Here is a 24,415-nt window from a genome sequence, read left to right as displayed (position 1 = left end):
CAGAAGCTGTTTTTTCGATGCGGTGACAAGCCAGTTTACATCATAATACTAACGTAACATTTATGAAAAGAACAATCCGAATCATGCTCCTGTTGATTGCATTTGCAGGAGCTTTGAATTTTGCAGCCAGCGCGCAGACTTACAACTGGCGATCCGTGAAAATAGGCGGGGGCGGCAACGTCACAAGCATTAAGGCGCATCCGAAAGTCCCAAACCTCTTTTTTATTACTACCGATGTAGGCACGCCGTACCGGTGGAACCATGCAGCCCAGAAATGGGAGGATATGATGTGGTACAATAAAATACCCACCACATACTGGAACTGGGAAGCAGCCGCCAAATGCGGGGATATTGCTTTTGATCCCAGCGATGCAACCGGAAATATTCTCTATGCGACCCATCAGACAGGCCAGGGAACGGTTCCTGGCGGCGGAACCTCTCCCGGAACGATCATGAAGTCGGTGGACCGGGGTGCTACCTGGACCGACTGCCAGCTTCGGGTGACAGTTTTGCCTAATAGCGACCAAACTTTCACAGACCGTCTGGCTGTCGATCCCAACAATAGTAATGTAGTGTATGTAACAACCCGGGCCAATGGTACTTATAAAAGCACAGCCGCAGGCGCGGTAGGATCATGGACGAAGGTGAACACTTCTTTGCCGGATTCAGTCTCTGGCAGGTTTATCTTTTTTGACAAAAGCGGCGGTGTGGTCGACGGTGTTACCCGGAATATTTTTCTGGGTGGAAAGGCCGGCGTATATCGCAGTACAGACGGAGGAAATACCTTCGCATTGATGATCGGTAGCCCGGCCGAACCGAGGCGCGCCAGCATCAGCAACGACGGTACTTTTTTTGTGACCCGGTTGCCGAAAGCTGATTATCGTCCATTGGGTGCTCATTCATTACACAAATGGAATGGAAGCAGCTGGATTGATATCACGCCTGTTACCGGCAAAGAGTTTAGTGGCGTGGGCGTCAACCCTGCCAATAGCAATGAGGTGATCGTATCAACCACCGCCACGTGGAACCACGATATCGCTTACCGCAGCATTAGCGGTGGAAGCCCGGGCAGCTGGTCGTCGATGGTACCGGCAACGCGCGATGTCGCGGAAGCGCCGCATTCAGCCGGAAATGGAGCTGACGGAAATATCGGTCACAATGTCAATGGTTTTGCCTGGGATCCTTTTAATGCCAGCCATGTCTGGTTTTCGGATTGGCTTGACGTCGCTCAAACGACCAATGTTTGGGCAAGCAGGGTCACCTGGAAATTGCGCGATAACGGACTGGAAGAAATTGTGGTGGCTGGTCCGTCAGTTTGCCCGCCTTCGGGACCCAACTTCCTGGTTTCGACAACGGGCGATGTAGGCGGATTTGACCATAAATCACTGGACATTCCCCCTCCAAAAGGTATATCGAGCTTTTTTGTAACGAGTACCGGTAGCAATACAAGCGGCGGGGCTATTCAGTACTCAGACCCAAATTTTATCGCACGTGTGGGAAGCGATGGCTGGAATGGCATTGGCATAGGAGGGTATTCAACCGATGGCGGGAATTCTTATACAAAATTCCCATCCATTCCCGGAGCAAGGGGAAGGATCGCCGTTTCTGCCACCAGCCGGAAAATGGTCTGGGTCACGCAGGGCGGCCTGACTTATCAGTCCGACAACCTGGGTACTACCTGGACGCCATGTAACGGAGTTCCCAATGCGGTTTTAAAGCCCGGAAGTATTTACGAGATATGGGCCGGGATGCAGCCATTGGCAGCAGACAAAGTAAACGGCAACGTCTTTTACATTTATGCAGCAGGCAAGGTTTACGTGAGCACCGATGGCGGTGTGAACTTCGCTCCCACGACAGCTTCCAATTTGCCTAATGTCGGTAATGTGGCCCAAATGAATGTGGAAACCACACCTGGGAAAGAAGGAGATATCTGGATCTCATTTTCGGGCGACGGAATTTACCATTCTACGGATGCGGCTAAAACGTTTACTAAAGTAAATCCTACGGTTATACCAAAATCAAAATGGATTGCTGTCGGAAAAGCAGATACCACCGCATCGTCCAACCCGGTGATCTATGTAACCTCAGAGGGGACTGCTATCAATGGGGTTTCTTACGGTGTTTTTCGTTCAGATGATAATGGTGCCACCTGGACAACCATCGCCAACCCGGTTCCGGGCATTGTGAGCAACATGGCGGCGGATTTGCATGGCAGAGTGTATTTGGGGATTGGAGGAAACGGGATTTTTGTTGGCGAGCCTGCGGGCGGGCCAGTCGTTTCAGTGGCGGTAGCTCCTGCGGCGGATTCTGTTATAGTGGGTTTTACAAAACAGCTTAAAGCGACGCTTACCCCCACATATCCGTCAAACAGTGCAGTTAGCTGGGCTTCGTCCGATGCGGGCATTGCTACCGTTAATGCAAGCGGACTGGTTACAGGAGTCGCTCCGGGTGTTGCAACGATTACAGTGACGACACAGGATGGTGGAAAAACTGCCCAAAGCAGCATCAAGGTTACATCTACAACAGAGGTGACAAGTGTGGTGCTCGATCCGGCCATTACAATGGGATTAGGTACAAATAGAAATCTGACCGCCACAGTGCTCCCCGCCAGCGCAACGAACAAAAAAGTGAGCTGGACCTCGTCAGACCCGACCGTTGCCACAATAAATGCCAGCGGATTGGTTACCGGCTTAAAGCTGGGTACGACTACCATTACTGTCACCACAGAAGATGGGGCAAAAACAGCGACCTCGCTATTGACCGTTGGAACAGTTGTAGTTGCCAACAACTGCGGCGGGCCTACTATTGGCTATTTTGTAGCTGATTCACCACAGTCGGGATACCAATGGACCACATCCACGCAAACAGCTATCGATTTAACCGGCGTAAGTAACCCTGCTCCGGCGGATGTATACAGATCACAGCGCCACAGCGGTCATCCGCTTATTTATTCCTATGGAAACCTGGTTCCAAATGGTTTGTATGTTGTCAGGCTTCATTTTGCTGAAATTAGTGGAACAATCACTGCCGGAAAAAGGAAGTTTAATGTGACAGCCACCAGTGTAGCCGACACATTGCTTAAAAACTTTGATATTGTCGCGCAGGCAGGTGGCAGATATAAAGGCATTGTCAGAGAGTTTTCGGTCCGGTCAAATGCCTCAGGGGTACTCAATATCGTTTTCAGGCCCATACCGAATTTTGAGTTTCCTGTTGTTAGTGGTATAGAAGTGGGACTTACTCCACTTACTTCTGTTGCCGTAAACCCTTCAACTGCTTCCGTGGGTGTAGGTGATACGACAAGATTGTCGGCCGCCGTATTACCAGCAATTGCTACCAATCAAAAGGTAACCTGGAGTTCGTCTAACACATCCATTGTAAGTGTGGACGGAAGCGGACTTGTAAGAGGAGTGTCACCAGGTACGGCTACCATTACCGCTACCACAAACGAGGGTCAGAAAACAGCTTCATCAACAGTTACTGCGGGCAACATTGCGGTAAGCGGCGTTACGATCGCAGCCACGTCGTCTGTTGGTGTGAATAACTCAATAACCCTTGTTGCGTCCGTAGAACCCGTCAATGCGACGAATAAAACGCTGACCTGGTCCACTTCCGACGCCGGCATTGTATCTGTCAGCCAGAGCGGCGTATTATCAGGCGTAGCACCCGGGACCGCCACGGTGACTGTCACAAGCCAGGACGGAGCCAAAACCGCAAGCAGTGTGGTCACAGTTTCCAATGTTTTGATCACATCCATTACGTTAAACAAACCAACTGCTACCGTTGGAGTAGGGGATACGACTACCATCAAAGCAGCGGTAGCGCCTGTTAATGTAAGTAACAAAACAGTGGTGTGGAGCTCATCCAATCCATCTGTGGCTACGGTGAACGCGACCGGAATTGTGACAGCCGTTGCTGTCGGTAATGCTACTATTACTGCCACAGCGCAGGATGCAGGCGGTGTTTCCTCAGGCTCAGTGGTCACGATAGTTAGCGCGGGTTCATGTGGTGTGCTGACCAACAACGGCTTTGAAAGCGGCTTTGTAGACTGGATCAGAAACCCGAATGCCGCCGCTGCAACCATTGGCACATCAGCGCAGAGCGGCTTGAAAAGTGCTGTCATAACAGCCGATCAGGGGGCAATTAATTATGGGAAAACAATTCCGGTGACCGGAGGCCGGGAAATCACTTTCGAGGTCTGGGCCAAAGTGGAAGGTACGCCTAACCCTGCTAACAATACCCAAATGATCCTGCCGTGGTGGGCCGGGATCGGAATCGATTTTTATGATGCACAAGGAGTTAAAATTGCAAGTGGTACCACGCAGTTCCAGGTTCATCCATTTGATCCACCTAAAACCGTGTATACCAAGTATTCAGTGACCAAACTAGCGCCTGCAAACGCCGCGACCATTGGTATATGGGCGTCAAAAGCAGGTCCGAGCGGTAAGCTGGTGCTGGATGATTTCTGTCTGACGATCGCTGCTCCGTCACTGATCGCACAAACGGTTTCTTTGGATAGTCTGGCACAAAAAACAGTTGGTGACGCTGGTTTTGATCCGGGTGCAGTGGCAACCTCTGGCCTGCCCGTTAGTTATGCAAGCTCGGATACATTGGTAGCCGTCATTTCCAACGGAAAAGTAAACGCCGTTGGACCGGGTACTGCTGTGATTACCGCATCTCAAAATGGGAATGAAGTATACAGCCCTGCGCAGCCCAGGAGCCGGACATTGGTGGTAACATCGGGTTTGAAAGTGCTTTATAACGATGGCGATAATGGCCAGGTGAATAACAATAACATCAAGCCATACCTGACCATTGCCAACGAAAGTTCCGTTGCCGTGCCATACAGCGAGCTAACCGCACGTTACTGGGTTACTGCTGAGAATTATGCAGGCATTAACAAATGGATCGATCACGCCGAAATGGGAAATAACAAGGTGACGATGAACTATGTACAACTGGACAAACCGCGGCAGGGTGCCTTGGGTTATGTGGAATATGCTTTCAATGCATCTGCCGGTAATTTAAATCCTGCGGGAAATTCAGGAGCTATCCAGTCGAGGTTTGCTAATGTGAATTGGGAGAATCTTTCGGAAACCGACGATTACTCTTTCAAGAGCACGTCGTCCTACGTGGCCAATGATCACATCACATTGTACCGCAATGGTAAACTTTGGTGGGGCGTAGAGCCTGATACGGCAGCAGCGGTGTTAGATTTAAAGGTTTATTCTGAAAACAAAAACACCAATACTGCAACGACAGCGCTGAGCACCTGGCTCAAAGTAGAGAACAAAGGCAATGTGCCGGTTGATTATGCCGATCTCACCATCCGCTACTGGTTCACAGCCGATGGTACCGCCAGCCTCAACTACTGGATTGACTTCGCCAAATTAGCTGCGGCCAACATCTCCGGACAGTTTACAGGCAACCAACAGCGTACCCAGGCAGATACGTACTTTGAATTGAAAGCAGCGCCTTCTCTTGGCAAATTATACCCGCTGAGCAGCACAGGTAACATTCAGTACAGGATCGCGAAGTCGGACTGGTCTGCATTTGACGAAACCAATGATCATTCTTACAAAGCAGCAGGCACATTTGCTGAAAACAACAAGATCACGGTTTACTACAAAGGTCAGCTGGTGTATGGCGAGGAGCCTGCAACGCAGTCTAACGGCAGAATGGGTGTGAAGGAGAATGAGGTAACAGCCGGGAAATTGAATGTAACGGTGATGGGGAATCCGGTGCAGGGAGACGAGGCAGAAGTGGTCATCAAAGGTGCCAATGCATTGCCTCTCAGCATTATGGTAACAGATCTGAACGGACGTTCTTTGTTTCAAAAATCAATTGAAAAACCTTCTGAAACGGAGCGGCATACATTGCCTCTTGGTAAGAACGCAGGTCTTTATCTGATTAAAATCGGTTCTGCCAAAGAATCCGTTTTGTTGAAGGTGGTTAAGCCTTAGCTTTTTTTCAAAGCAATTAATTTCCCATGCAAGCTTGTCACACGGAGCGTGGTCGAAGTGTATGTGCAGAGAGCACGTGCACTTCACCACGCTCCGTGTGACATTTGCGTTTTCCGTTTAATAACGCTCCATTGCATCAATGGTCCTACCAAAGTTGACCATCTGATGGCATGATATTTATTAAGAAATACGCCTCACAAAAAAATGAAATTACTGCTTCGCTATGGAAGTCACCAATAACCAGTTTGGCCTTCCAATTGAAAGATGAGGTGAAGTGGCAAAGTAATTTTCAACTACTCATAACTATGAAAAGCCTTGCTGATACAACCGGGTTATTAGAAACTACAATTAGCATGCTAATGGGAAGCCAGGAGCCTGTTACGGCGCAAGCTGGTGTAGCCTTGATCGATCAATGGATCCTACCGCTTTCTGAAAGTGAGAATACTCAGCCGATCGCCCAGGAGCTGCAAAAGCTCAAAGGTTTGCTGATATCCGACCCAACAGATTCAGCAGTTGTTACAAATCAGATGAAAGTGATAGCTGAAAAAGTTTTAATGATTGCCCCGGATATTGGTGCTGAGGGAGAAATGCCATCGCTACTTTCATCTCTGGCTACTGCGCTGCGAACCGGGACTGGCAGCCCGCAGGAGCAATAAGTGCTCAACTTTTTAAGAAATTTCAAATCAACATTCTTATGACAACAAGTAAAGTAAAACAAATACATGATTTTGGGCAAAGCATCTGGCTGGACTTCATAGACCGCAAAGTTATTTTTTCTGGTGAACTGAAAAAGCTGATCGACGAAGATGGCATAAGAGGGGTAACATCAAACCCCGCTATTTTTGAGAAGGCCATTAGCAGCAGCTCGGATTATGACCAGGATATTGCCGAGCTGTCAAAAAGTGACAAAACAAATGAAGAGATATTTTTTGCTATTGCAGTGAAGGATATCAAACTGGCATGTGACCTGTTGGCGCCGGTTTACAATGAGGAAGAGGTTGTTGGTGCCGACGGGTATGTGAGCCTTGAAGTTTCTCCTTTTCTGGCCCTGGATACGCAGGCGACGATCAAGCAAGCGCGCCAGCTCTGGGAAGAAGTAGGTAAGGACAATGTAATGATTAAAATTCCTGGCACTGAGTCCGGACTGATTGCAGTCCAGACGGCGATCAGCGAAGGTATCAATGTCAATGTCACTCTGCTTTTTAGTCTGGAACGTTATGAAGCGGTGGCCGAGGCTTACATCTCGGGCCTGGAAAAAAGGGCCGCAGATGGCTTGCCGGTAAACCACGTTTCTTCGGTGGCTAGCTTCTTTTTGAGCCGCATCGATATTTTAGTTGACCCGTTCTTAGACCAAAACGGGCTCGGGGAGCTCAAAGGTCAGGTAGCGATTGCATCTGCAAAGACAGCATACCAAATATACAAACGGATGTTCAGCACAGACCGCTGGAAAAAGCTTGCCGAAAAAGGCGCAGTACCGCAGCGGCTGCTATGGGCAAGCACAAGCAACAAGAACCCTGCTTTTAAGGATACCTGGTATGTAGAAGCACTCATCGGTCCGGATACTGTCAATACTATTCCAATGGAAACACTACAGGCTTTCCGTGATCACGGCAATCCGGCGAGCAGTTTAGAACAGGATCTGGATGGTGCAACAAAGGTCCTGGAATCAATAAAAGAAGCCGGCATTGATATGGGCGCTGTTGCAAAACAGCTGGAAGATGAAGGGATTGACAAGTTTAGCAAGCCGTTCCAACAACTGTTGGATGCCATCGAAAAACAGAAGTGATCACTAATCTAAAAAAATAGAAATCATGTCGAACCAAAAAGTTGTGCAAAAAGACGATAAGAAAAAGCCCGCGAAAAACTTGAAAGAAAAGCGTGCAGAGAAGAAAGAAAAACGCGACACTAAACAGCAAGGGAATTAATTTCGGACCACGCGCTAATACTAACTACCTCAGCCCATGCAAGATGAGTTTCATTCTTGCATGGGCTGAGGTGTTTTGGATTACTACGGAAGTGCTTTTGAGAAAACATTTGTCGTGTATAATAATCATTGGCTAGAAATAGCAGGTTAAGTTTAGAGGCTATACGCGGCTGTTCCATTTGTCTGGCCCATAACAAATCAAGGTAATTATGGATAGCTTCGCGAATGTATCAAAGTAGCAAAAATTGAGCTGGTCTATCAAACCAATGTACAAGCAGGCCAGCGTCCTAAAATTGCATCATCCAGTAATGCATACAATGTGCTGATCCAAAGCTCGAACTTTAACCGGCTTGAATTTATTGAAGAGTCCAAGATACTGCTATTGGACAATGCCAGCCGTTTGCTAGGCATTTTTGAAGTTTCCAAGGTGGGATTTTAGGTAAGAGTGCCGATGTTCGGATTGTTTTTGCAGCTGCTTTGAGAGCCAATTCCACAGGGAATATTCCAGGATATAATCGTCTTCGGGGAGCTAAAAAGAGCCCCAGCGAGAGAAAGCATAATAGTTGTTTACCAGCGTTTATTAAGCTAACTTATTAAGTTCGTTTTTAGTGAGTTGATATAAAAATTATACTGTGTTTTTGGTGCACTTGATGATATAATTTCAAAGCGAGGAAAACATAATGAGCATGTTCGAGGGCTAATATGTATTTTTTTGCGCAGAAGTCATTAAAAAGCAGATAGATGAAATAGGGAGAACCGACCCGGGCTAGGGATATCTAGCTATCCACAATTTCACGTCAGGAAAGTTAATAGTGCCTGAGAAAGAGCTTTCAATAAACATAGGAAATATACAGATTGTCGAGTTTTTAGAAGAAGACCATAAGCTTCGTTACTCACTCTATTTCCCGAGCTCGATTTTGTTTATCGCATGCTTGCATTCGGATCTTATGCGATGATGATACATAATGTGCCAGATTTTTTTGCTCTTTTATATAGCGCTATGAAGCAAGCAGGATTAGAATACTCCAGTCGTCGATCTACCTTTTGTGAGTCACGTGTGTTTAACAGGGAAATTTCACTTCACCATAAAGATTTGAGTTTTCCCTACCAGCAAGAACATCGAATTATGACGTAGCTTCCTAGTGCTGACTTCCTTAACTACCAATGCCTGGAATGAAAAATTTTGTATCTCTTATTCAATCAATCGATGTGCCAAAACTGAAAATTTCCGTTGCTCAAATGGATCATTGAATGAGAGAAGAAGTGAACGACAATATTAACATAAGTATCTTGCTACCCGTCTTTTTTTAATTGTCAGTTCTTACTGCTAATGCAATTATATAACACTAAGAGATTTAATAATGATTAGAAATACTGAACAAGTCATTGCTGACCTTAAAATACTAATTAGTACCAAGGGATATATCTATTCTCTCTGTCTCATCCTGATTGATGATTTTCATGTCGATCTAAACAAAATTCATCAGCTTGATCAAAAATCGCTCCTTAGTGTAAAAGAATGCTCGCTTATTATCGGCTTCCTTATTCAGAAGAAAATTGATTTTGGTTTACCCGAGTCACCAGAAAAAGTCGTCGATTTGAAGGATAAAACATACGAACTAATGAGGGAATTGCAAACATCCTTTTTAGCTCCGCATGCTGTTAAACTCCAGGAGCTGAGAAAGCGCCAGGATAATGGAGAAATACTTGGGAACACAAGAGAGGAAAGGTTGGACTTCTTTGTAAAGGACAGTGGGATGGTAGAACCAATGTTTTACGCAGGGGATGGCGTCTACGATTTCCAATACCTTGAATTTCTGGAATCTAAATATAAATATGATCGGGATTGGCTGAGGGAAAATCGTGAATTTGATATAGACAGTAGCAGGAAGATAGTGGCAAGAATAAAGGAGATTCGAAAAAGAAAAATCCAGGATGTGGCACCTATAGATGTTGAGGAGATTTTTCCGGCGTTGTCAAAAAAAGAGCGCAGGAAACTAAAAAAGGAATTCTCAAACCGCCAAATTACCGAAATGGAGCGCCAAAGACATGTGGCTGCAACATTCTTTCGATATAGCTTGCTTTTTCCAGACTCTGAGGAAACGAAATTTGATCTTACCGAGAAATGGGTCAAATTTTATGAAAACCTACTGAACATCTTCATTGTAACTCCAACTGATTTGAAGGACATTGATCAAGATGCAGTAAAAGCCTTCTTTGAGAACTTCTCTTCTGTCCCAGGATGTAACCAGAACTATGAAGGTTTTGGTTATTTTAATATACTTAATTCACGCCCTTTGGTCAGTTTGGAGGACGGACGTCATTTTGTAGGGCTCAATTATCTTATACCCGAAGCCGTTTATGAAAGCCCGTTTTACTGGATGTTGGAAGATGAAAACTATCGAAGTATACTTGCAAAAAATCGAGGTGAAGTAGGTGAAGAAATTGCCTATGATTTTTTAGTTAGAGTGTTCGGGATAGACAATACGTTTAGATCTGTAACTATTGAAGCGAAAAAGGGGCAAAGAACAACAGATATTGATGTGTTATGTTTGCTTGGTAACAAAGCCTTGTGTGTTCAGGTAAAATCCAAGAAACTTACGATGACTGCGAAACGTGGGGATTTCGATCAGTTGATGAAAGATTTCACCGGGGCGGTTCAGGATGCTTACCATCAAGGATTAATTTCGAGAGAAGCAATTTTAACTAGTGCAGCGAGATTTTATGATGAAAAAGGAAATAACTTTTTATTACCACGCAAGGTAGATGATGTATATATCATGGGGCTCACAACCGAAAATTATCCTTCTCTTGCACATCAGGTGCATATGATGCTTGACAAGGAGGATAAGGATCCATATCCCTTGTTTGTATCGGTTTTTGATTTGGAACTGTTAGTACATTATCTGAAAGACCCATTTGACTTCTTATACTATGTACGTCAGAGAATTGATCTAATAGAATATTTTAGAGGTGATGAAGAACTAGTGTATCTGGGTTACCATCTTGATCGCAAGCTTTGGCGACTAAAAGATTATGATTGGGTTATGCTCGATACGGACTTTGGAGCTCTTATTGACAGAAATTATTATCCTCACAAAATAGGAATGTCGCATTTATTGCCTGAAAGTGACGACCCGCTTCATCATAGATGGAAGGATCCAAAATTTGACTTGCTTATTAAAGAAATCAAATTAATGAAGCATCCCAAAATCGTAGATATTGTGTTTCACCTGCTCGATTTGTCTGGTAATAGTCGCCACGAAATAGTTGAACAGATGGCAATGATAAAACAGGTTTCTCAGCGAGACAAAGTAACGAAATCACTGGCTATATCCAGCTTCCCTGATTTCGGTTTAACTTACAATGTATTGAACACTAAAAATAATGAAGATCTTGAAGATAGTGTTATAACTTATGCAATGTTGAGAAAGTATCGATCGAAATGTGATTCATGGCTCGGATTGGGTTCTTTTTCGTACAGCGCTAATTTTGTAGACTTTCTTGTATTTAATGATGAGGTATGGAAGGCAGATGCCGATTTTGAAAATGAATACGGAGAAACGCTATCAAAAATGCAGGAAACGCCAGTAACATCTGTTGGTACCTGAAAAGGGTAGGGATAAACGATCATCTTTTTGTCGAAACTACTTCCCCCCAATCAACCGCTCCAACCGCCCCATCATCTCATCCTTCTCCTTCAACATCCGCTCATACAAAGCAATCTTCTCCTCATGAAGCTGAATAATCTTTTCAATAGGATTTAAATTAATCGTGCCCTGATTAAAGGAATTGTCATTGGAGTTGTTACTGGAATGATCGTGATAAGTATTGGTAATAATATTAATCGCCTGATCTTCATCAAAATTCCGAATCGCCTCCGCAGGTATTTTCAAAATCGCCGCAACCTGCTCCAAAATATCCGAATCGATCTTTTCCTTCTGTTCGAGTAGTGAGATTTTTTGCTGGTTCCAATCTTCGCCGAGCTCAAACGCCAGCGCGTCCTGCTTATAGTTAAAAAGTTCTCTGAATCTCTTTAAGTTACGGCCTTCGTGGATCTTCGGATTGGAGGTAGTATGTGCCATGTGGAAAGGGTGTTTGGTTAAAAAAAGCAATTTATATAAATCTGCCGGGAAGTGCTTAGATAACTTACATGCATTGCAACGTATGTTACCGGCGATTATGTTGGGAACAGGCCGCGGCAGTTCGTGCTTTGCCGAAAACGTAAATTCAGGATATTGTACCAAAAGCATTTTGGAAGCATAAATATTGGGGATTTCGGTCTTTGTATAAACAACATTAAGTCGAAACCACTTTTATAACCAACTATCGCACAAATGAAACTTGAAGTAGAAGAATATCAGTTGAGTGACGATGGCGTCATTCCCAACAGTAACCTGCCCGTTCTGGTATACCGGCAGGTTTGCACGCACGAGAATAACTCTGATTGGTTTGAATCGACATTCGTAAAGAACGGATGGACCAACAACTGGCGAGACACCATCCTTTCATATGATCATTTTCATAGTACGACACACGAAGTGTTGGGAGTGGGGCAGGGAGCGGTCCGGCTGCGGCTAGGCGGAAGAGCAGGAATCACTGTCTCTGTTGCGGCAGGAGATGTGATTGTGTTACCGGCAGGTGTCGGTCATTGCTCATTACCGGGGCAGAGTGGTTATGAAATTGTGGGCGGTTACCCCGATGGCAGATCGTGGGACTTGCTGACAGGAACCGAAGAGGAACGCAGGACTGCGCTGTCACAGATCAAGGCTGTCCCTGTACCCGTCACAGACCCAATCGATGGTGTTCAGGGCACATTGAGGAATTACTGGGGTTAGTTTTTGTCATCTATTTGTGTCTCCGCATTCGGGTGGGTTCAATACAGGAAAAACGCATCATGCCGCTCCCAGCGAGCGAATACTTTCTGCTACGTTGCTCAGGTCATTATTCAACTGGTGACCACCGGCAGAAATTTCGCGGAACGTCGCCCATGGAAGCTGCTGCTTATAATTGGCCAATTGAACAAATGGAACTTCTTCATCGTCTATTCGCCAATGATCTTCTTGCGGTGCGCTACTCCCCAGTCAGTGAGGTTGTTAATGATGGTTTTCAGCGTCAGGCCGTGTTCGGTTAGCTCGTACTGAACCGTTATGGGCTGGGTGTCCAGCACGGTCCTTTTTACCAGCTGATTTATTTCCAGCTCTTTCAATTCCTTGCTCAGCATTTTGTTGGAAATACCGGCCACGTCGTTGAGAATGTCCGAAAATCGCCTTTTGTTATAATAGCAAATAGAAGATATGATAGAGATCTTCCATTTGCCGTTCAGCACATCCATGGAATCCTGGACGGCCATCATCTTTTTTTTATGCTTGTCAATCAGATGTGGTTCGCACTGCATAGGTTAGTTTGTTACCTCGATGTTACTGTTACTTTTCGTAACAAAGTTACGATTGTAAACTTCGCGAACCTAACTTTGTAAGCGTAAACTTAAATGGATTGAAAAGTGAGCAGATTACAGAATAAAGTAGCAGTAGTAACCGGCGCATCAAAGGGAATAGGAGCTGCGATAGCCAAACAATTTGCAGCAGAAGGCGCAAAAGTGGTCGTGAATTATGCTTCGAGTAGGGAAGGTGCAGACAAAGTGGTAAAGGATATCACAGACAACGGCGGCACCGCCATCGCTGTCCAGGGGGACGTATCCATCGAAGCCGATGTAACCAGGCTGTTTGAAGAGACCAAAAGTGCTTTCGGGACTTTGGATATCCTGGTAAACAATGCAGGAATTTACCAGTATCAGCCGATTGAAGAAGTATCCGCCCGGACTTTCCACGAGCAGTTCAACATCAATGTTCTCGGTTCGATACTCTCCATTCAGGGTTCATTAAAACTCTTTGGAGATAAAGGCGGCAACATCATCAACATTAGCTCCGAGGCAGGCAAGACGCCATTACCCACAGGATCGGTTTACTCCGCAACCAAAGCTGCGCTGGATGCCATAACGATCTCCTTATCAAAGGAATTCAGCGGGAAAAACATCCGTATCAACTCAATTCTGCCGGGCGTCGTCGAAACCGAGGGTTCACGCAGCGCAGGATTTATTGGTAGCGAAGCCGAAACGAAATTCGTTGCCAGTACACCACTGGGCCGCACCGGACAGCCCGATGATATTGCGAAAGTGGCAGTATTCCTGGCTTCGGACGAATCTGCATGGATCACGGGAGAGAAAATCTCCGTATCAGGCGGCATTTACGGGCTGTAAGTATTAAGAATTTATTTATCAAAAAATGAAAATGAAAAGATTAGAAAATAAAGTAGCCGTCATTACCGGCGGGAATAGCGGTATTGGATTTGGCATTGCAGAGACTTTCAGGAATGAAGGCGCAGTGGGTGCAATTACAGGAAGAAACCAGACAACATTAGACAAGTCGGTTACAGCATTGGGTGAAGGTTTTATTGGTATTAAAGGCGATGTTACAAACCTGGATGATCTGGAAAATACCTTCAAAAAGACCGCAGATACGTTTGGGAAAATTGACGTATTGGTCGTGAATGCAGGCGGTGTTGTGGATGGGGTTCCGATGGGTTCAATAAGCGATGTGACCGAGGAAGGGTATGATCTTTACATGGACTTAAACCTGAAAAGTGCCTATTTTACGGTGCAAAAGTCGCTGCCTTATTTAAATGACGGAGCGTCTGTCATACTGATCGGATCGAGCGCTGCGCATCGTGCCGTGCCGGGAATGGCCATTTACAGTGCGGCGAAAGCAGCCGTCATATCTTTGGCAAAAGGCTTATCGCTGGATTTATTGCCTAGAAAAATCCGGGTCAATGCACTATCTCCGGGTTCTATCGATACACCTGTTTTTGAAAAGCTAGTACCGGCAGAGCATTTGAAACAAGTGAAGCAACTTTGGGTTGATATGATCCCGGTCGGCAAACAGGGACTTCCGTCCGACATTGGAAAAGCTGCACTATTCCTGGCTTCGGACGATTCGGCCTTTGTAGTTGGCACCGAAATCCTGTCGGATGGCGGAATGACCAATATTAGTCTGATGAAGTAAGCAGCCCGGCTCAATGTGGTAGTGCCATCCCGAGTAACAATCATTAACAGGCTGTTAACTAAATCTTTAATCAAAAAACAGTTGATTTGCAGGAAATCTTAAACCTGTAAATTCATGACAAAATCCGTGCACATTTGTGCCTTATTCATGTTGATTCTAACCACTTTGTGTGAAGGACAAGGGCAATTTGGCTTACCAAAAGGGGAGATTTACGAAAAGCAAGAATTGATTACCTCTAATGTGCCTAAGACAATCACCCGTAATTTTATACAAGACAGTAAGGGCAATACCTGGATTGCTGCGTTTGATGGTATTTTTCGGTACGATCCTAAACGGCCGGTAGGACAGTCGTTCACAAATATTACCGGCAATGTAAGTTCAGCCCGTTTTTTTGCTGTGTTAGAAGATAAAAAAGGGAATTTTTGGTTTTCGACCACTTATTCCGGAGTATATTATTATGATCCCAGTCGGGCAGATGGGAAAACTTTTCAGCATTTTACAACTAAGGATGGGCTTGCGAGTGATCAGGTTCTTGATATTTATGAAGATAAAGCCGGCAATATCTGGTTTGGCACAAAAGCCGGAGCAAGCCGCTACGACCCGGCTCGGCAGTCCGACTCGCTCAACGCAAAAGGAAAATCCTTTACGACATATAAGATGAATGAAGGATTGTCACGTTTTGACCCTTACGATAATGATGTTAATTCTATTGTAGAAGACAAAACTGGAAAATTTTGGTTTGGCACAAGAGGCAATACCTTCACTTTTGACGGAGAAAAATTTAAGGTTGTTACCCATAATGGCGAATCTTTCTTAAATGTTCGTAAGATCATTGAGGATACGAAAGGCAATATCTGGCTAGCAAGCGCAGAAGACGGCCTTTGGCGCATTGATGGTAATACATTTACCAATTTCTCACAGCAACCTACCGGATATGTCTACGAAGACAAAATGGGCAACATCTGGACCAGTTCAAAATCTCCTTATAACGGAAGCGAAAAGTGGGCACTTTCCCGGTTTGACGCACAGACATTGTCTAACCAAAAGCCTACTGTAACCGATGTAATGTCGGAATATGAAGATTATAAAAATTTGATTTTCGGTATCTCAGAAGCGAATGATGGAAGCATCTGGTTTGGCACTTTAAGTGGAGTGTATCGTTATGATGGAAATGCCATTACTGCCTTAAATAAATAGGATCAGTTTGCTGACCTTGTGTTCGGATTAACAGGGAGATACATAAAGGAAAAAACGGAACTTTCGAAAGCATTGAAACATCTATCTTTCGCCGGTATACAGGAAGGTTATTATACTCCTTGTTTAGCTGTTGTCCATTCCGGGCATATACCTCTATTTTGTAGGGTAAACTCAGCTTGTTTTTAATGGCAATATAGATTTTGTCCAGCTCGTAAATGTACACAGATGCTTCATACATATCATTCTTCCGTGTTTGATTCTTCCAACAAAACACCCATATCTTCAATTAGCTTGGCAGTGCTTTCCTTTGAAGTGCCGTCATAAATCCCACGGGCATACCGGTCTTTATCAACCAGCACAAAAGCGCCGCTGTGAATAAACCCACCCGGCTCATTGGGGTCAGCCATCGCGCTGACCATGTAGTGCTTCTGACCGATGTCATAGATTTTTTCCCGGTCCCCGGTCACAAACTGCCACATATCGCCTTTCAAGCCTAAATCATCCGCATATTTTTTGAGTACAGCCGGGGTGTCGTGCTCAGGGTCAATGGTATGGGAAAGAATGCCCACTTTTGGATTGTCTTTATATCGCTCCACCACTGTTAGCATGTTTGATTTCATGACCGGACAGATGGTCGGGCAGGCGGTGAAAAAGAAATCGGCGACATAGATTTTCCCTTCCATTTGCTTTTGGGTGAATGTTTGATTTTTCTGATTAATAAAAGAATAGTCTGGAATTCTCGGATACTCTGTCACTTCGGTTTTCTTGCCATCTACCATTTTTGTGACAATTTCCGGCTCGCCCAGAATCGGAAGCTTTTTATGTTTACATGCACCGATCCATAGCACCAGTACACAAGCGATTAAGTGTTTCATTGGTTGTTGTTTTTTATAAATTCTTTTGACTTTGACATAGCATTCTGGGTCTGGCTGTTCACCAGGTTCATTTTCGCGGTCTGGTCCGCAATGTAGGCGTCTTGCCGGCCGGCATCGAGCTTTTCTAGGGTGTCTGTTTTGTACTGATGCATCCAGTCCATCATCGATTCGTCTGCCTGGCTCAGCTGTTCCGCAAGCGCTTCTGCCTGCTGTTTTCGCTTTTGCAGCTCTGGGCTCGGGCTGATCCCATTCAGGCTGTCGAGTCGATTGATGATACTTTTCAGGCGCTTTTTGAGCGTCAGAATTTCCTCCATTTTCTCCATCAGGCTGTCATGCAGATCGAGCAGCTGCTTCGCCTTCGGGTGTTGGTGACCGGCCTGTGACATCTCGTGGTGAGCAAGATGATTTCCGCTCTTCTGATCGCTGTCGCAGGCCATTATAGCCAATGCAGCAATCATTAAAATCAGGTATGTTTTCATTCTAAGTAGTTAAATGTTAGTGATCTGATGGTTTTCCATGATCTGGATTTTCAATAAATGAATCGTCTGTCAGCGTATGCAGAAATGCGATCATTTGCTTCTTTTCCTGTTTTGAAAAGTGAAATCCTCCTTCGGGAATCCGGGAAGAAAGCGTGGCAGAGCCTTTGATCCCGCCCGAGTAATGTTCAATCACTTCTTCCAGCGTGGCGAAACGACCGTCATGCATATAAGGAGCAGTCAATGAGACATTTCGGAGCGATGGCGTTTTGAATTTCCCAAGATCGGCAGGGTCATAGGTGATCCTGTATCTTCCCTGGTGAATGCCTTCATGTTCCGAATTGGAGAAGTCCGAATCGATGCCGTTGTTATGGAAACTTTGGTCCGTGAAGAGCTCGCCAACATGACATCCCTGGCATTTTTGCCGGACCAGTTCCCGGCCTTTCAGCTCGTCGTCAGTCAACGTTTCGCCCTTGATTTTCAACAGGTATCGATCATACTTCGAGCCGGCAGACACCAGTGAGCGCTCGAATTGCGCCAAGGCCTTCGCTACATTTTGTGCATTGGCGGGTTCGTCAAACGCCTGCTGAAAACCTGAAACGTATGCAGGAACCGCATTAAGCTCAATGACCAGCTGATCCAGGTCCTGTGCCATTTCGTCTTGGGCAGTCAATGGCGCAAATGCCTGGGATTCCAGGTTTGTTGCGCCGCCGTCCCAAAAAAGCCCGTTGTTGGCCCATGCCAGATTGAACAATGCCGGTGAATGGCGGTGCAATGCAGTCGCCGAAACGCCCGCATTACTTAGTTTCACACCATCGCTAAGTGCGAGTTTCGGATCATGACAACTGGCACACGACACCTGGTTATTGGCCGACAGCCTTTTATCATAAAAGAGCATCCTCCCCAGTTGCACCCCGGCCTGGCTCATCGGGTTTTCGGTGTCGAAAACAGGTTCAGGAAAGTGCGCAGGAACCTGAAATCGGTAAGGCTTTTGTTGCAATACCAGTCCCGGTTTGTCACAAGCATTCAACATGACAGCCATTAACAAGATCGTCAATCGATTGATACCTGGTATCATTGAATCACTGAGCTGCTCATCCCGTTGGCGATCGACAGTTCGCCCGCACGGAGGCTCAGGTTATCATTATGCCTCGCATCTACCCCGATAGCAAACTTGACGGACTTGTACTCACCGGCTGGAATGCCCTTTAAAGTGATTGTTTCGCGCTTGTTGGCAGGATAGATCAATTTCTCGTTGATCGTGCCGGAAAGATCCAGCTCACCCACCTCCTCCATTAGGAAGTAGGAATCCGGCACGATGAACTCGGTTCCCTGCGCATTGACTAGAACTACATTACTGATCCAGTACCGGAGCTTTGAAAAGTTCAGCGTCTGGCTCCCAACCGCAAAGTCTTTGTTCAGCGCAAAATCAACATTACCCACCTTCGCATCAAAAGTGATGTTCAGCTCTCCCGCTGCGATGGGTGTTACCAATGGCTTGTTATCCTCTCCTGAGCAAGCCGAAAAAATTATGGAAAGACAAACGGATATGATTATACGTATCATTTTTTTTATTGCTTTAGATGTATTAAAATAAAAATCCTACTTGCAGCATCAGCCTCTCCCGGGCTAGGACATGACCAGAAGCGCTTTTCTGGGCCACGGGCTTTTGGGCATTGATCCCGACCGTCCATTGGTCGGAGAAAAATGTAACCCCTGCGGTGGCATTCAGCAGCCTGCCTCCCGTGATGTCGAGCACCTGACCGTGCTGCTTTCCCTGGTCCGCATGTTCGCCGTAAACGCCGATGCTGGGTGTCAGTGAAATGTTGCCCAGGTTAAAAGACCGGTACAGCTCTACGGTTCCAAACACCTGATCGCCAAACCGGTAACCCTGTGAATTGGTCGTATTAAACTTGCGGGAAATGTTGGTAGCCAGGCCCCATTGCTCTTTATTAATCGTGTAAAAGGCATTGACGATCAGGTCTGTGCTGCCAGTCCCTAACTGAAAATTGGCGTTGGCCACTTCCAGCGTATTGTTCTCATCAAATTTGAACTGACCGGTAGGTAGCTTAACCCCGCCACCCACCATCAGGGTATGATTGAATTTGCCGGAAGTTTCCTTGTCCATGAAAGTGTTCAGGATGTTGTAATTGGCCAAAACCGTGATATCACCCAGGCCATTCTGCTTTTTCACATCCGCAGAAGTGACCTGTCTGTCAATGCGATAAGGGACAAAAGCCATCACCTGCACACGCTTGATCGGGAACAACCGGGCGTACAATTCGCCGACGTGGAAATGCTCTTCCGTTTTCAAAACCTTGCTGTCGCCGTGCGTTACGAAATGCAGGCGCTGATAACGCAGCCCGATCACCGATTTGTGGGATTGGGGCATCAGGCCGAAATAAGAGCCACTGTTGGCACACCCGCAAATGTCACAGGCCACAGAGGCCCGCCCCGCGAGAAACAGCGCTATGAACGCTATGTATTTGATTTTCATAATCATATCGTTTAAAATGCGGTTCCTACCCCCGGGTCGGCGAATTTGGTATCACGGATAAACTGCTCGTCGGAAAGTGTTTTCAGGAAAGCAGTGAGCGCCTGTTTGTCTGCCGGGGACAATGCAATCCCGGTTTTACCATTGGACTGAACCAGCAGGGAATCAAGCGTAGGCGATTTCTGGACACTATCGGTGTAATGGTCGAGCACTTCCTCCAAAGTATGGTATCGCCCGTCGTGCATGTAAGGCGCAGTAAGGCCCACATTGCGGAGGCTGGGGACTTTAAACTTGTAGTCGTCACCCGGCTTTCCCGTGATCGCAAACCGTCCCTGGTCATTATTGCGCATTGGCATTAGGCCATTGTTGCGAAATGAATGATCGGTAAAAAGAACGCCCTCATGGCAGGAATTGCAATTTTTTTGAAACAAAACCAAACCTTGTTTCTCCTGCGCATTTAATGCATTCTGGTCACCCGCACGGTAATAATCGTACTTGGAAGTGGCCGAAACCATCGTCATCATGAACTGCGACAGCGCTTTCATCATGCGCTCGGAATTGATCTCTTCCGTTCCAAAAGCTGCCTTGAACATCTTGGGATAATCCACCGGGATCTTCGATGTAGCCGAGGGCGTTTTGCGCAGCTTATCGAGCACATTCACCACTTTTTGATCCATTTCCACCGGATTTTCGATCGGGTTGAAAGGCACCAGGTCCATATCATGCACGCCGCCGTCCCAGAAAAAAGACGTGTTCCATGCCATATTTTGAATGGCCGGGGAATTGCGGACGCCCAACCGGTCGTCCACGCCGTGGCTGAGTTCATGCCCGTGGTGGGTGAAAGCAGCTGCCTGCTGGTGGCAGGTCCCGCAGCCTACCAGGTTAGTCCTGGACAGTATGCCATCGTAAAACAGGAATTTCCCCAATTGCACCCCTTCCTCGGTCAGCGGGTTGCGCGACAGGTCGTAAACCGGGTCGGGAAAACCGGCCGGCTTTTTCCAGACAATGGGCGTAGGTCCTACCTGGACCGGCAGGGGCGATTTTTGCTCGGCTGTACTACAACAGATCAGCGAAAGCATTAATATCAGAATGAGTCTGCTCATATCAAAAGCGGATAGCTGGGTGGTTCAGTGGATATGATCCAAAGTGAACATATTCACATAGTTGTCCGCGATCTGCTGCGACTTTTCCGGCTGGCCGCCCATGATACTGTTATAACCAGCAATGGTAATGTTGGCAGCAGGCCCGTCGAACACTTTCAGTACGTCGACCAGGAAATGCACTTCCGGCGCTTTGCCGCTTGTGACACTGGCTTTCAGCTCGCCGAAGTTCATTTTTACGACACGGGTGTTATTGACAGTTTTTTCGTTGTAGCCGCCAAAGAGGCCAATGTGATAGTAAAATTTGCCATTCACCGGGTTGCCTTTTGAAGAAGTGCCCTCCAATTTGACAAAAATGTAACCAGAATTCCAGGCCCAGTACATGCCGTCATCCATCATGGAACCGGAAGGGTCAAGTACGCCAAACCTTTTCTCAATGGGCGCGGTGTTGCGGAGGCTGTCCACGCCTACCATAAACTCTGCGGCCGTATAATCACCGAAGGGCACGTTGTTCAAAGTGACGAACTGCGAAGATTTGGTATCTTCCTTAATCAGGAAATAACTCGAATCCTGCGGCATGGTAAATACACTCCCGTCTGACTTCGTCAGTTTAATGTTGGAAATGAAGTAGTTAAACTTGGTAACCACAAAATCTTCATTGGAAGCATTTTTATAAGTTACACTATTCAAAACCAGGTTTTTGTCCCCAACAACATTATCAAATTCAAGGCGCATTTTTCCACCATCAGGGGCGACTGGCTCAGGGCTGGGACTCGCAGGAGTGGAACATGAGAATAATAGAAAGACTGCACAGGCAGCTACCGACGCTACAATGTATTGATTAATACATTTCATACAATATGAGGTTCTGTCTCAACAAGTTAATGTTGAGAGCGTGGATGTTTTTAGTAAACTGTTAAGAAAAGAAATGACAGGTTACTACACGACGGGCGGACGGAATATGCTGCCTATGGACAGGCGGTCGATAAATGAAGATTGATAACGATATTGAACCGTATCAAGGAAAAGGAAGGCAACAGGGGTATATTCAAATAGCTTGTTGCTATCTGTATTCATCACCTGATAGATCAGGCTTGCCAGATAGTTCTGCTCAGCCTGGCGCTCCTGCTGTTGACTGGCGGCATTAAGCTTTTTAGCCAGGTAACATTTCCCATAACACATCGTGATGGGCGTGTCCCTGTTTACGCAAAGCGTTTTGGCAATATAATCTTTACGAAGTTCGTAGTCCAGACAAACAAGCGGGATCAGCCATGCTTTTACAAGCATTAGCGTCAAAAGGCCCAGGCCAATCCACTGTCTGTGTAAACGAATCAATTTAAGGCAGATAAGAATTTGTCACTCGAAGATGCGGTAAATGTAAACATCAAACGCCAATATTGAAAGACTAACACATCTTAATATTTTTTTCACTGCAAATTTATTAACTACTTAGTAAAACATGATCAAGTAAATGCCTGGGAGCCTCGGCTTCATTAACGAGGTAATCGGCCACGCTGGCTCTGGATATTTTTTTCACTTTTACTCCCGGATATAGCTCTGTGAGGACTTTGTAACTGGTGTTCAATGGACCGTTCGTGAGCATTCCGGGCTTAATGAATTCCCAGTTCAGCTTGCTTTCGGAAATGATCTTTTCCATCAGGGTCTTATCCTTATACTGATCTTTTAGGAAAAATCGGATGATCAGACGCATAAAAAGATTGAGATAACCAGCACTGTCGCCGGTGCCAAAGCCGGACACGATAAGTACGTTTCCTTTGTAAGCTGTTTCTGAAATGGCGACTACCAATGCTTTTGCCGACTCTGAGAAAAGCTTGGTTCCCTTTTTGTTATTGGTTCCTACCGTTACGATCACGACATCTGTGTCAGCAATAACTGTTTTCAAATCGGCCACCGAAAGTGCCGTTCCATTGATTTTGATTAATGACTGATGTTCAGCCAAAGGCGCATTATTTCTTGAAAGCGCCTTGACGGTATGTCCTCTTTGCAGTGCTAACCTGACGGTTTCAGACCCTATGCCCGCCGAAGCTCCGATGATTGCTATTTTCATTTTTGAAGGTTTTTGCCTGATCAGGAATCAGGTTGTGGTGTAAAAATCAGCCGATTTCAAATAATGATGGTTTTATGCTTTTGAGGCTACTAGCGGCGATAAGCCATTAAAAGACCTGGCGGCTTTGTAGCCGTCATTGAGCATCCAGTGTGTAAAGGCAGCATACCGGCCTGCATAATCCTTTGAGTCGGCCGACTGCTCTACATCATTTGAAAAGCGGCGTACGATATCAAAGTAAGGCATGCGGTAGGCTTCATATCGCTTTAATGCGGCGGAGATATCGCGCTCGGCGATAAGGGAATCGGTAAGCACTTGGATGTCTTCTATACCCAGCGCACCTCCTGCCGCAATATGCGGCGACAGTCCATGGGCTGCGTCGCCTACGAGCGCGACCCGTTTTGATACCCAAAAAGGCAATTCAGGTACGTACATGATCTGGCTGAATATAATGCTGTCTTCCGGTGTCGCCTCGATCAACCGGATGAGCGAATCTCCCCAGCCGGCATCATTCAAATTGGCTGCCCGGCGCAAGGCCTGCTCTTTTTTAGTACCGGTTGGTTGTTCGCTATTAAACTGATTGATCATCCAAAACACCTGGTTGCCGGCGGTTCTGGCAAGCCCACCCCTTGTCCGGTTATGTCCAACTGTGAGGATCGTATTTTGAACTGCTTCATCGCCTGGCGCCACAACCGCTCTCCAGACGTGATGTCCTTTATGTTCTTTGGCGGGGTAAGAGGGCAGCAACTGACGCCGCACAGTGGAATAAACGCCGTCTGCGCCAATCAGCAAATCGGCTTGAAGCTGTTTTCCATGTGTCAAAGTAATGGTCACCCGATCAGCATCTTCATCAAAGTGAGCAAGTTTACTGTTAAGCATGATATTTTCCCTGCCCACAGCATCAGCGAGGATGTTCGTTAAAACAGGTCTTGAAAAGAGGGTAAAGGCATAATCTTCCGGATCATACCCGGGCGCGCGATAACGCTTGCCAGCCGCGTCATAAAACCAGGTCTCCAACGGAACCCCGGTTGCACGTATTTGCTCGCCGAGTCCCAGGTCGTCAAACACGTCTAGCGCGTTTTTCCATAGATTGATCGAAGCGCCTGCGGCCCGTATTTCCGGCGCCTGCTCGATCAGAGTTACCCTAGCGCCCAAACGTTTGAAGGCAATTGCCGCGGTCATTCCAACCAGGCCTCCTCCGACAATAATGACCCGGAGGTCTTCGAGGTGTTTTACAGATTTATTGATCATCGCTTTGCTTAT

Annotated in this window: 20 protein-coding genes; 8 read left to right on the top strand and 12 right to left on the bottom strand. The window is 46.2% G+C overall.

Annotated features, from left to right (window positions below; translation table 11 throughout):
* Nucleotides 1–62 precede the first annotated feature (62 nt).
* The 4 genes from MUK70_RS14395 to MUK70_RS14380 all read left to right on the top strand — a co-directional run bounded on the left by MUK70_RS14395 (nt 63) and on the right by MUK70_RS14380 (nt 11,495).
* A complete protein-coding gene (locus MUK70_RS14395; protein WP_234653173.1) occupies nt 63–5,960 on the top strand; it encodes an Ig-like domain-containing protein in 5,898 nt (1,965 codons plus the stop codon).
* A gap of 170 nt (nt 5,961–6,130) precedes the next feature.
* Nucleotides 6,131–6,616 (top strand): hypothetical protein, encoded by a 486-nt coding sequence (locus MUK70_RS14390; RefSeq protein WP_234653171.1) that lies wholly within the window; start codon nt 6,131–6,133, stop codon nt 6,614–6,616.
* Nucleotides 6,617–6,654: 38 nt separating this feature from the next.
* Entirely contained in the window at nt 6,655–7,746 is a 1,092-nt protein-coding gene (gene tal / locus MUK70_RS14385) for a transaldolase (RefSeq protein ID WP_234653169.1), read from the top strand.
* A gap of 1,499 nt (nt 7,747–9,245) precedes the next feature.
* Entirely contained in the window at nt 9,246–11,495 is a 2,250-nt protein-coding gene (locus tag MUK70_RS14380; RefSeq protein ID WP_234653167.1) for a hypothetical protein, read from the top strand.
* A gap of 36 nt (nt 11,496–11,531) precedes the next feature.
* Here the strand turns inward: MUK70_RS14380 and MUK70_RS14375 are convergent, their stop codons facing one another.
* A complete protein-coding gene (locus MUK70_RS14375; RefSeq protein WP_234653165.1) occupies nt 11,532–11,969 on the bottom strand; it encodes a helix-turn-helix domain-containing protein in 438 nt (145 codons plus the stop codon).
* A 252-nt stretch (nt 11,970–12,221) separates the two neighbouring features.
* Here MUK70_RS14375 and MUK70_RS14370 point away from each other — a divergent pair, with 252 nt between their 5' ends.
* Nucleotides 12,222–12,722 carry a cupin gene (locus MUK70_RS14370; protein ID WP_234653163.1) on the top strand — a complete coding sequence of 167 codons (501 nt, stop codon included), beginning with the start codon at nt 12,222–12,224 and terminating at the stop codon, nt 12,720–12,722.
* 206 nt (nt 12,723–12,928) lie between these two features.
* On the opposite strand, the gene MUK70_RS14365 is transcribed toward MUK70_RS14370, so the two are convergent.
* Entirely contained in the window at nt 12,929–13,282 is a 354-nt protein-coding gene (locus tag MUK70_RS14365; protein ID WP_234653161.1) for a winged helix-turn-helix transcriptional regulator, read from the bottom strand.
* Nucleotides 13,283–13,387: 105 nt separating this feature from the next.
* Between MUK70_RS14365 and MUK70_RS14360 the strand changes: the two genes are divergently transcribed.
* The 3 genes from MUK70_RS14360 to MUK70_RS14350 all read left to right on the top strand — a co-directional run bounded on the left by MUK70_RS14360 (nt 13,388) and on the right by MUK70_RS14350 (nt 16,142).
* Nucleotides 13,388–14,143, top strand: coding sequence for an SDR family NAD(P)-dependent oxidoreductase (locus MUK70_RS14360; RefSeq protein WP_234653159.1), 756 nt, complete (start codon nt 13,388–13,390; stop codon nt 14,141–14,143).
* Nucleotides 14,144–14,174: 31 nt separating this feature from the next.
* Complete coding sequence (locus tag MUK70_RS14355) at nt 14,175–14,945, top strand: SDR family oxidoreductase (RefSeq protein ID WP_234653157.1); 771 nt, start codon at nt 14,175–14,177, stop codon at nt 14,943–14,945.
* A gap of 114 nt (nt 14,946–15,059) precedes the next feature.
* On the top strand, nt 15,060–16,142 hold the full coding sequence (locus tag MUK70_RS14350; RefSeq protein ID WP_244784840.1) for a ligand-binding sensor domain-containing protein: 1,083 nt from the start codon (nt 15,060–15,062) through the stop codon (nt 16,140–16,142).
* A gap of 239 nt (nt 16,143–16,381) precedes the next feature.
* Here the strand turns inward: MUK70_RS14350 and MUK70_RS14345 are convergent, their stop codons facing one another.
* From MUK70_RS14345 to MUK70_RS14300, 10 genes are all read right to left on the bottom strand, one after another.
* Nucleotides 16,382–17,017, bottom strand: a complete 636-nt coding sequence (locus MUK70_RS14345) for an SCO family protein (RefSeq protein ID WP_234653152.1) — start codon at nt 17,015–17,017, stop codon at nt 16,382–16,384.
* Nucleotides 17,014–17,496 (bottom strand): hypothetical protein, encoded by a 483-nt coding sequence (locus tag MUK70_RS14340; RefSeq protein ID WP_234653151.1) that lies wholly within the window; start codon nt 17,494–17,496, stop codon nt 17,014–17,016. The genes MUK70_RS14345 and MUK70_RS14340 overlap by 4 nt, the downstream gene beginning before the upstream one ends.
* Before the next feature lie 16 nt (nt 17,497–17,512).
* The gene (locus MUK70_RS14335) at nt 17,513–18,571 is read right to left on the bottom strand and encodes a cytochrome-c peroxidase (protein WP_234653149.1); all 1,059 of its coding nucleotides are present in this window, start codon (nt 18,569–18,571) and stop codon (nt 17,513–17,515) included.
* A complete protein-coding gene (locus tag MUK70_RS14330) occupies nt 18,568–19,059 on the bottom strand; it encodes an MbnP family protein (protein WP_234653147.1) in 492 nt (163 codons plus the stop codon). The genes MUK70_RS14335 and MUK70_RS14330 overlap by 4 nt, the downstream gene beginning before the upstream one ends.
* 22 nt (nt 19,060–19,081) lie before the next feature.
* Nucleotides 19,082–19,990 carry a transporter family protein gene (locus MUK70_RS14325; RefSeq protein ID WP_234653145.1) on the bottom strand — a complete coding sequence of 303 codons (909 nt, stop codon included), beginning with the start codon at nt 19,988–19,990 and terminating at the stop codon, nt 19,082–19,084.
* An 11-nt stretch (nt 19,991–20,001) separates the two neighbouring features.
* Nucleotides 20,002–21,090, bottom strand: coding sequence for a cytochrome-c peroxidase (locus MUK70_RS14320; RefSeq protein ID WP_234653144.1), 1,089 nt, complete (start codon nt 21,088–21,090; stop codon nt 20,002–20,004).
* 24 nt (nt 21,091–21,114) lie between these two features.
* Nucleotides 21,115–21,942, bottom strand: a complete 828-nt coding sequence (locus tag MUK70_RS14315) for an MbnP family protein (protein WP_234653142.1) — start codon at nt 21,940–21,942, stop codon at nt 21,115–21,117.
* A gap of 84 nt (nt 21,943–22,026) precedes the next feature.
* Nucleotides 22,027–22,422, bottom strand: a complete 396-nt coding sequence (locus MUK70_RS14310; protein ID WP_234653140.1) for a hypothetical protein — start codon at nt 22,420–22,422, stop codon at nt 22,027–22,029.
* A gap of 106 nt (nt 22,423–22,528) precedes the next feature.
* The gene (locus MUK70_RS14305; RefSeq protein ID WP_234653138.1) at nt 22,529–23,155 is read right to left on the bottom strand and encodes an NAD(P)-dependent oxidoreductase; all 627 of its coding nucleotides are present in this window, start codon (nt 23,153–23,155) and stop codon (nt 22,529–22,531) included.
* Nucleotides 23,156–23,227: 72 nt separating this feature from the next.
* Entirely contained in the window at nt 23,228–24,403 is a 1,176-nt protein-coding gene (locus tag MUK70_RS14300; RefSeq protein WP_234653136.1) for an FAD-dependent oxidoreductase, read from the bottom strand.
* Nucleotides 24,404–24,415 lie beyond the last annotated feature (12 nt).

The sequence above is a fragment of the Dyadobacter chenwenxiniae genome, from assembly GCF_022869785.1.
GTDB lineage: Bacteria > Bacteroidota > Bacteroidia > Cytophagales > Spirosomataceae > Dyadobacter > Dyadobacter chenwenxiniae.
Note: the sequence above shows the minus strand (reverse complement) of the source record. Positions and strands in the feature narration are given on the sequence as shown.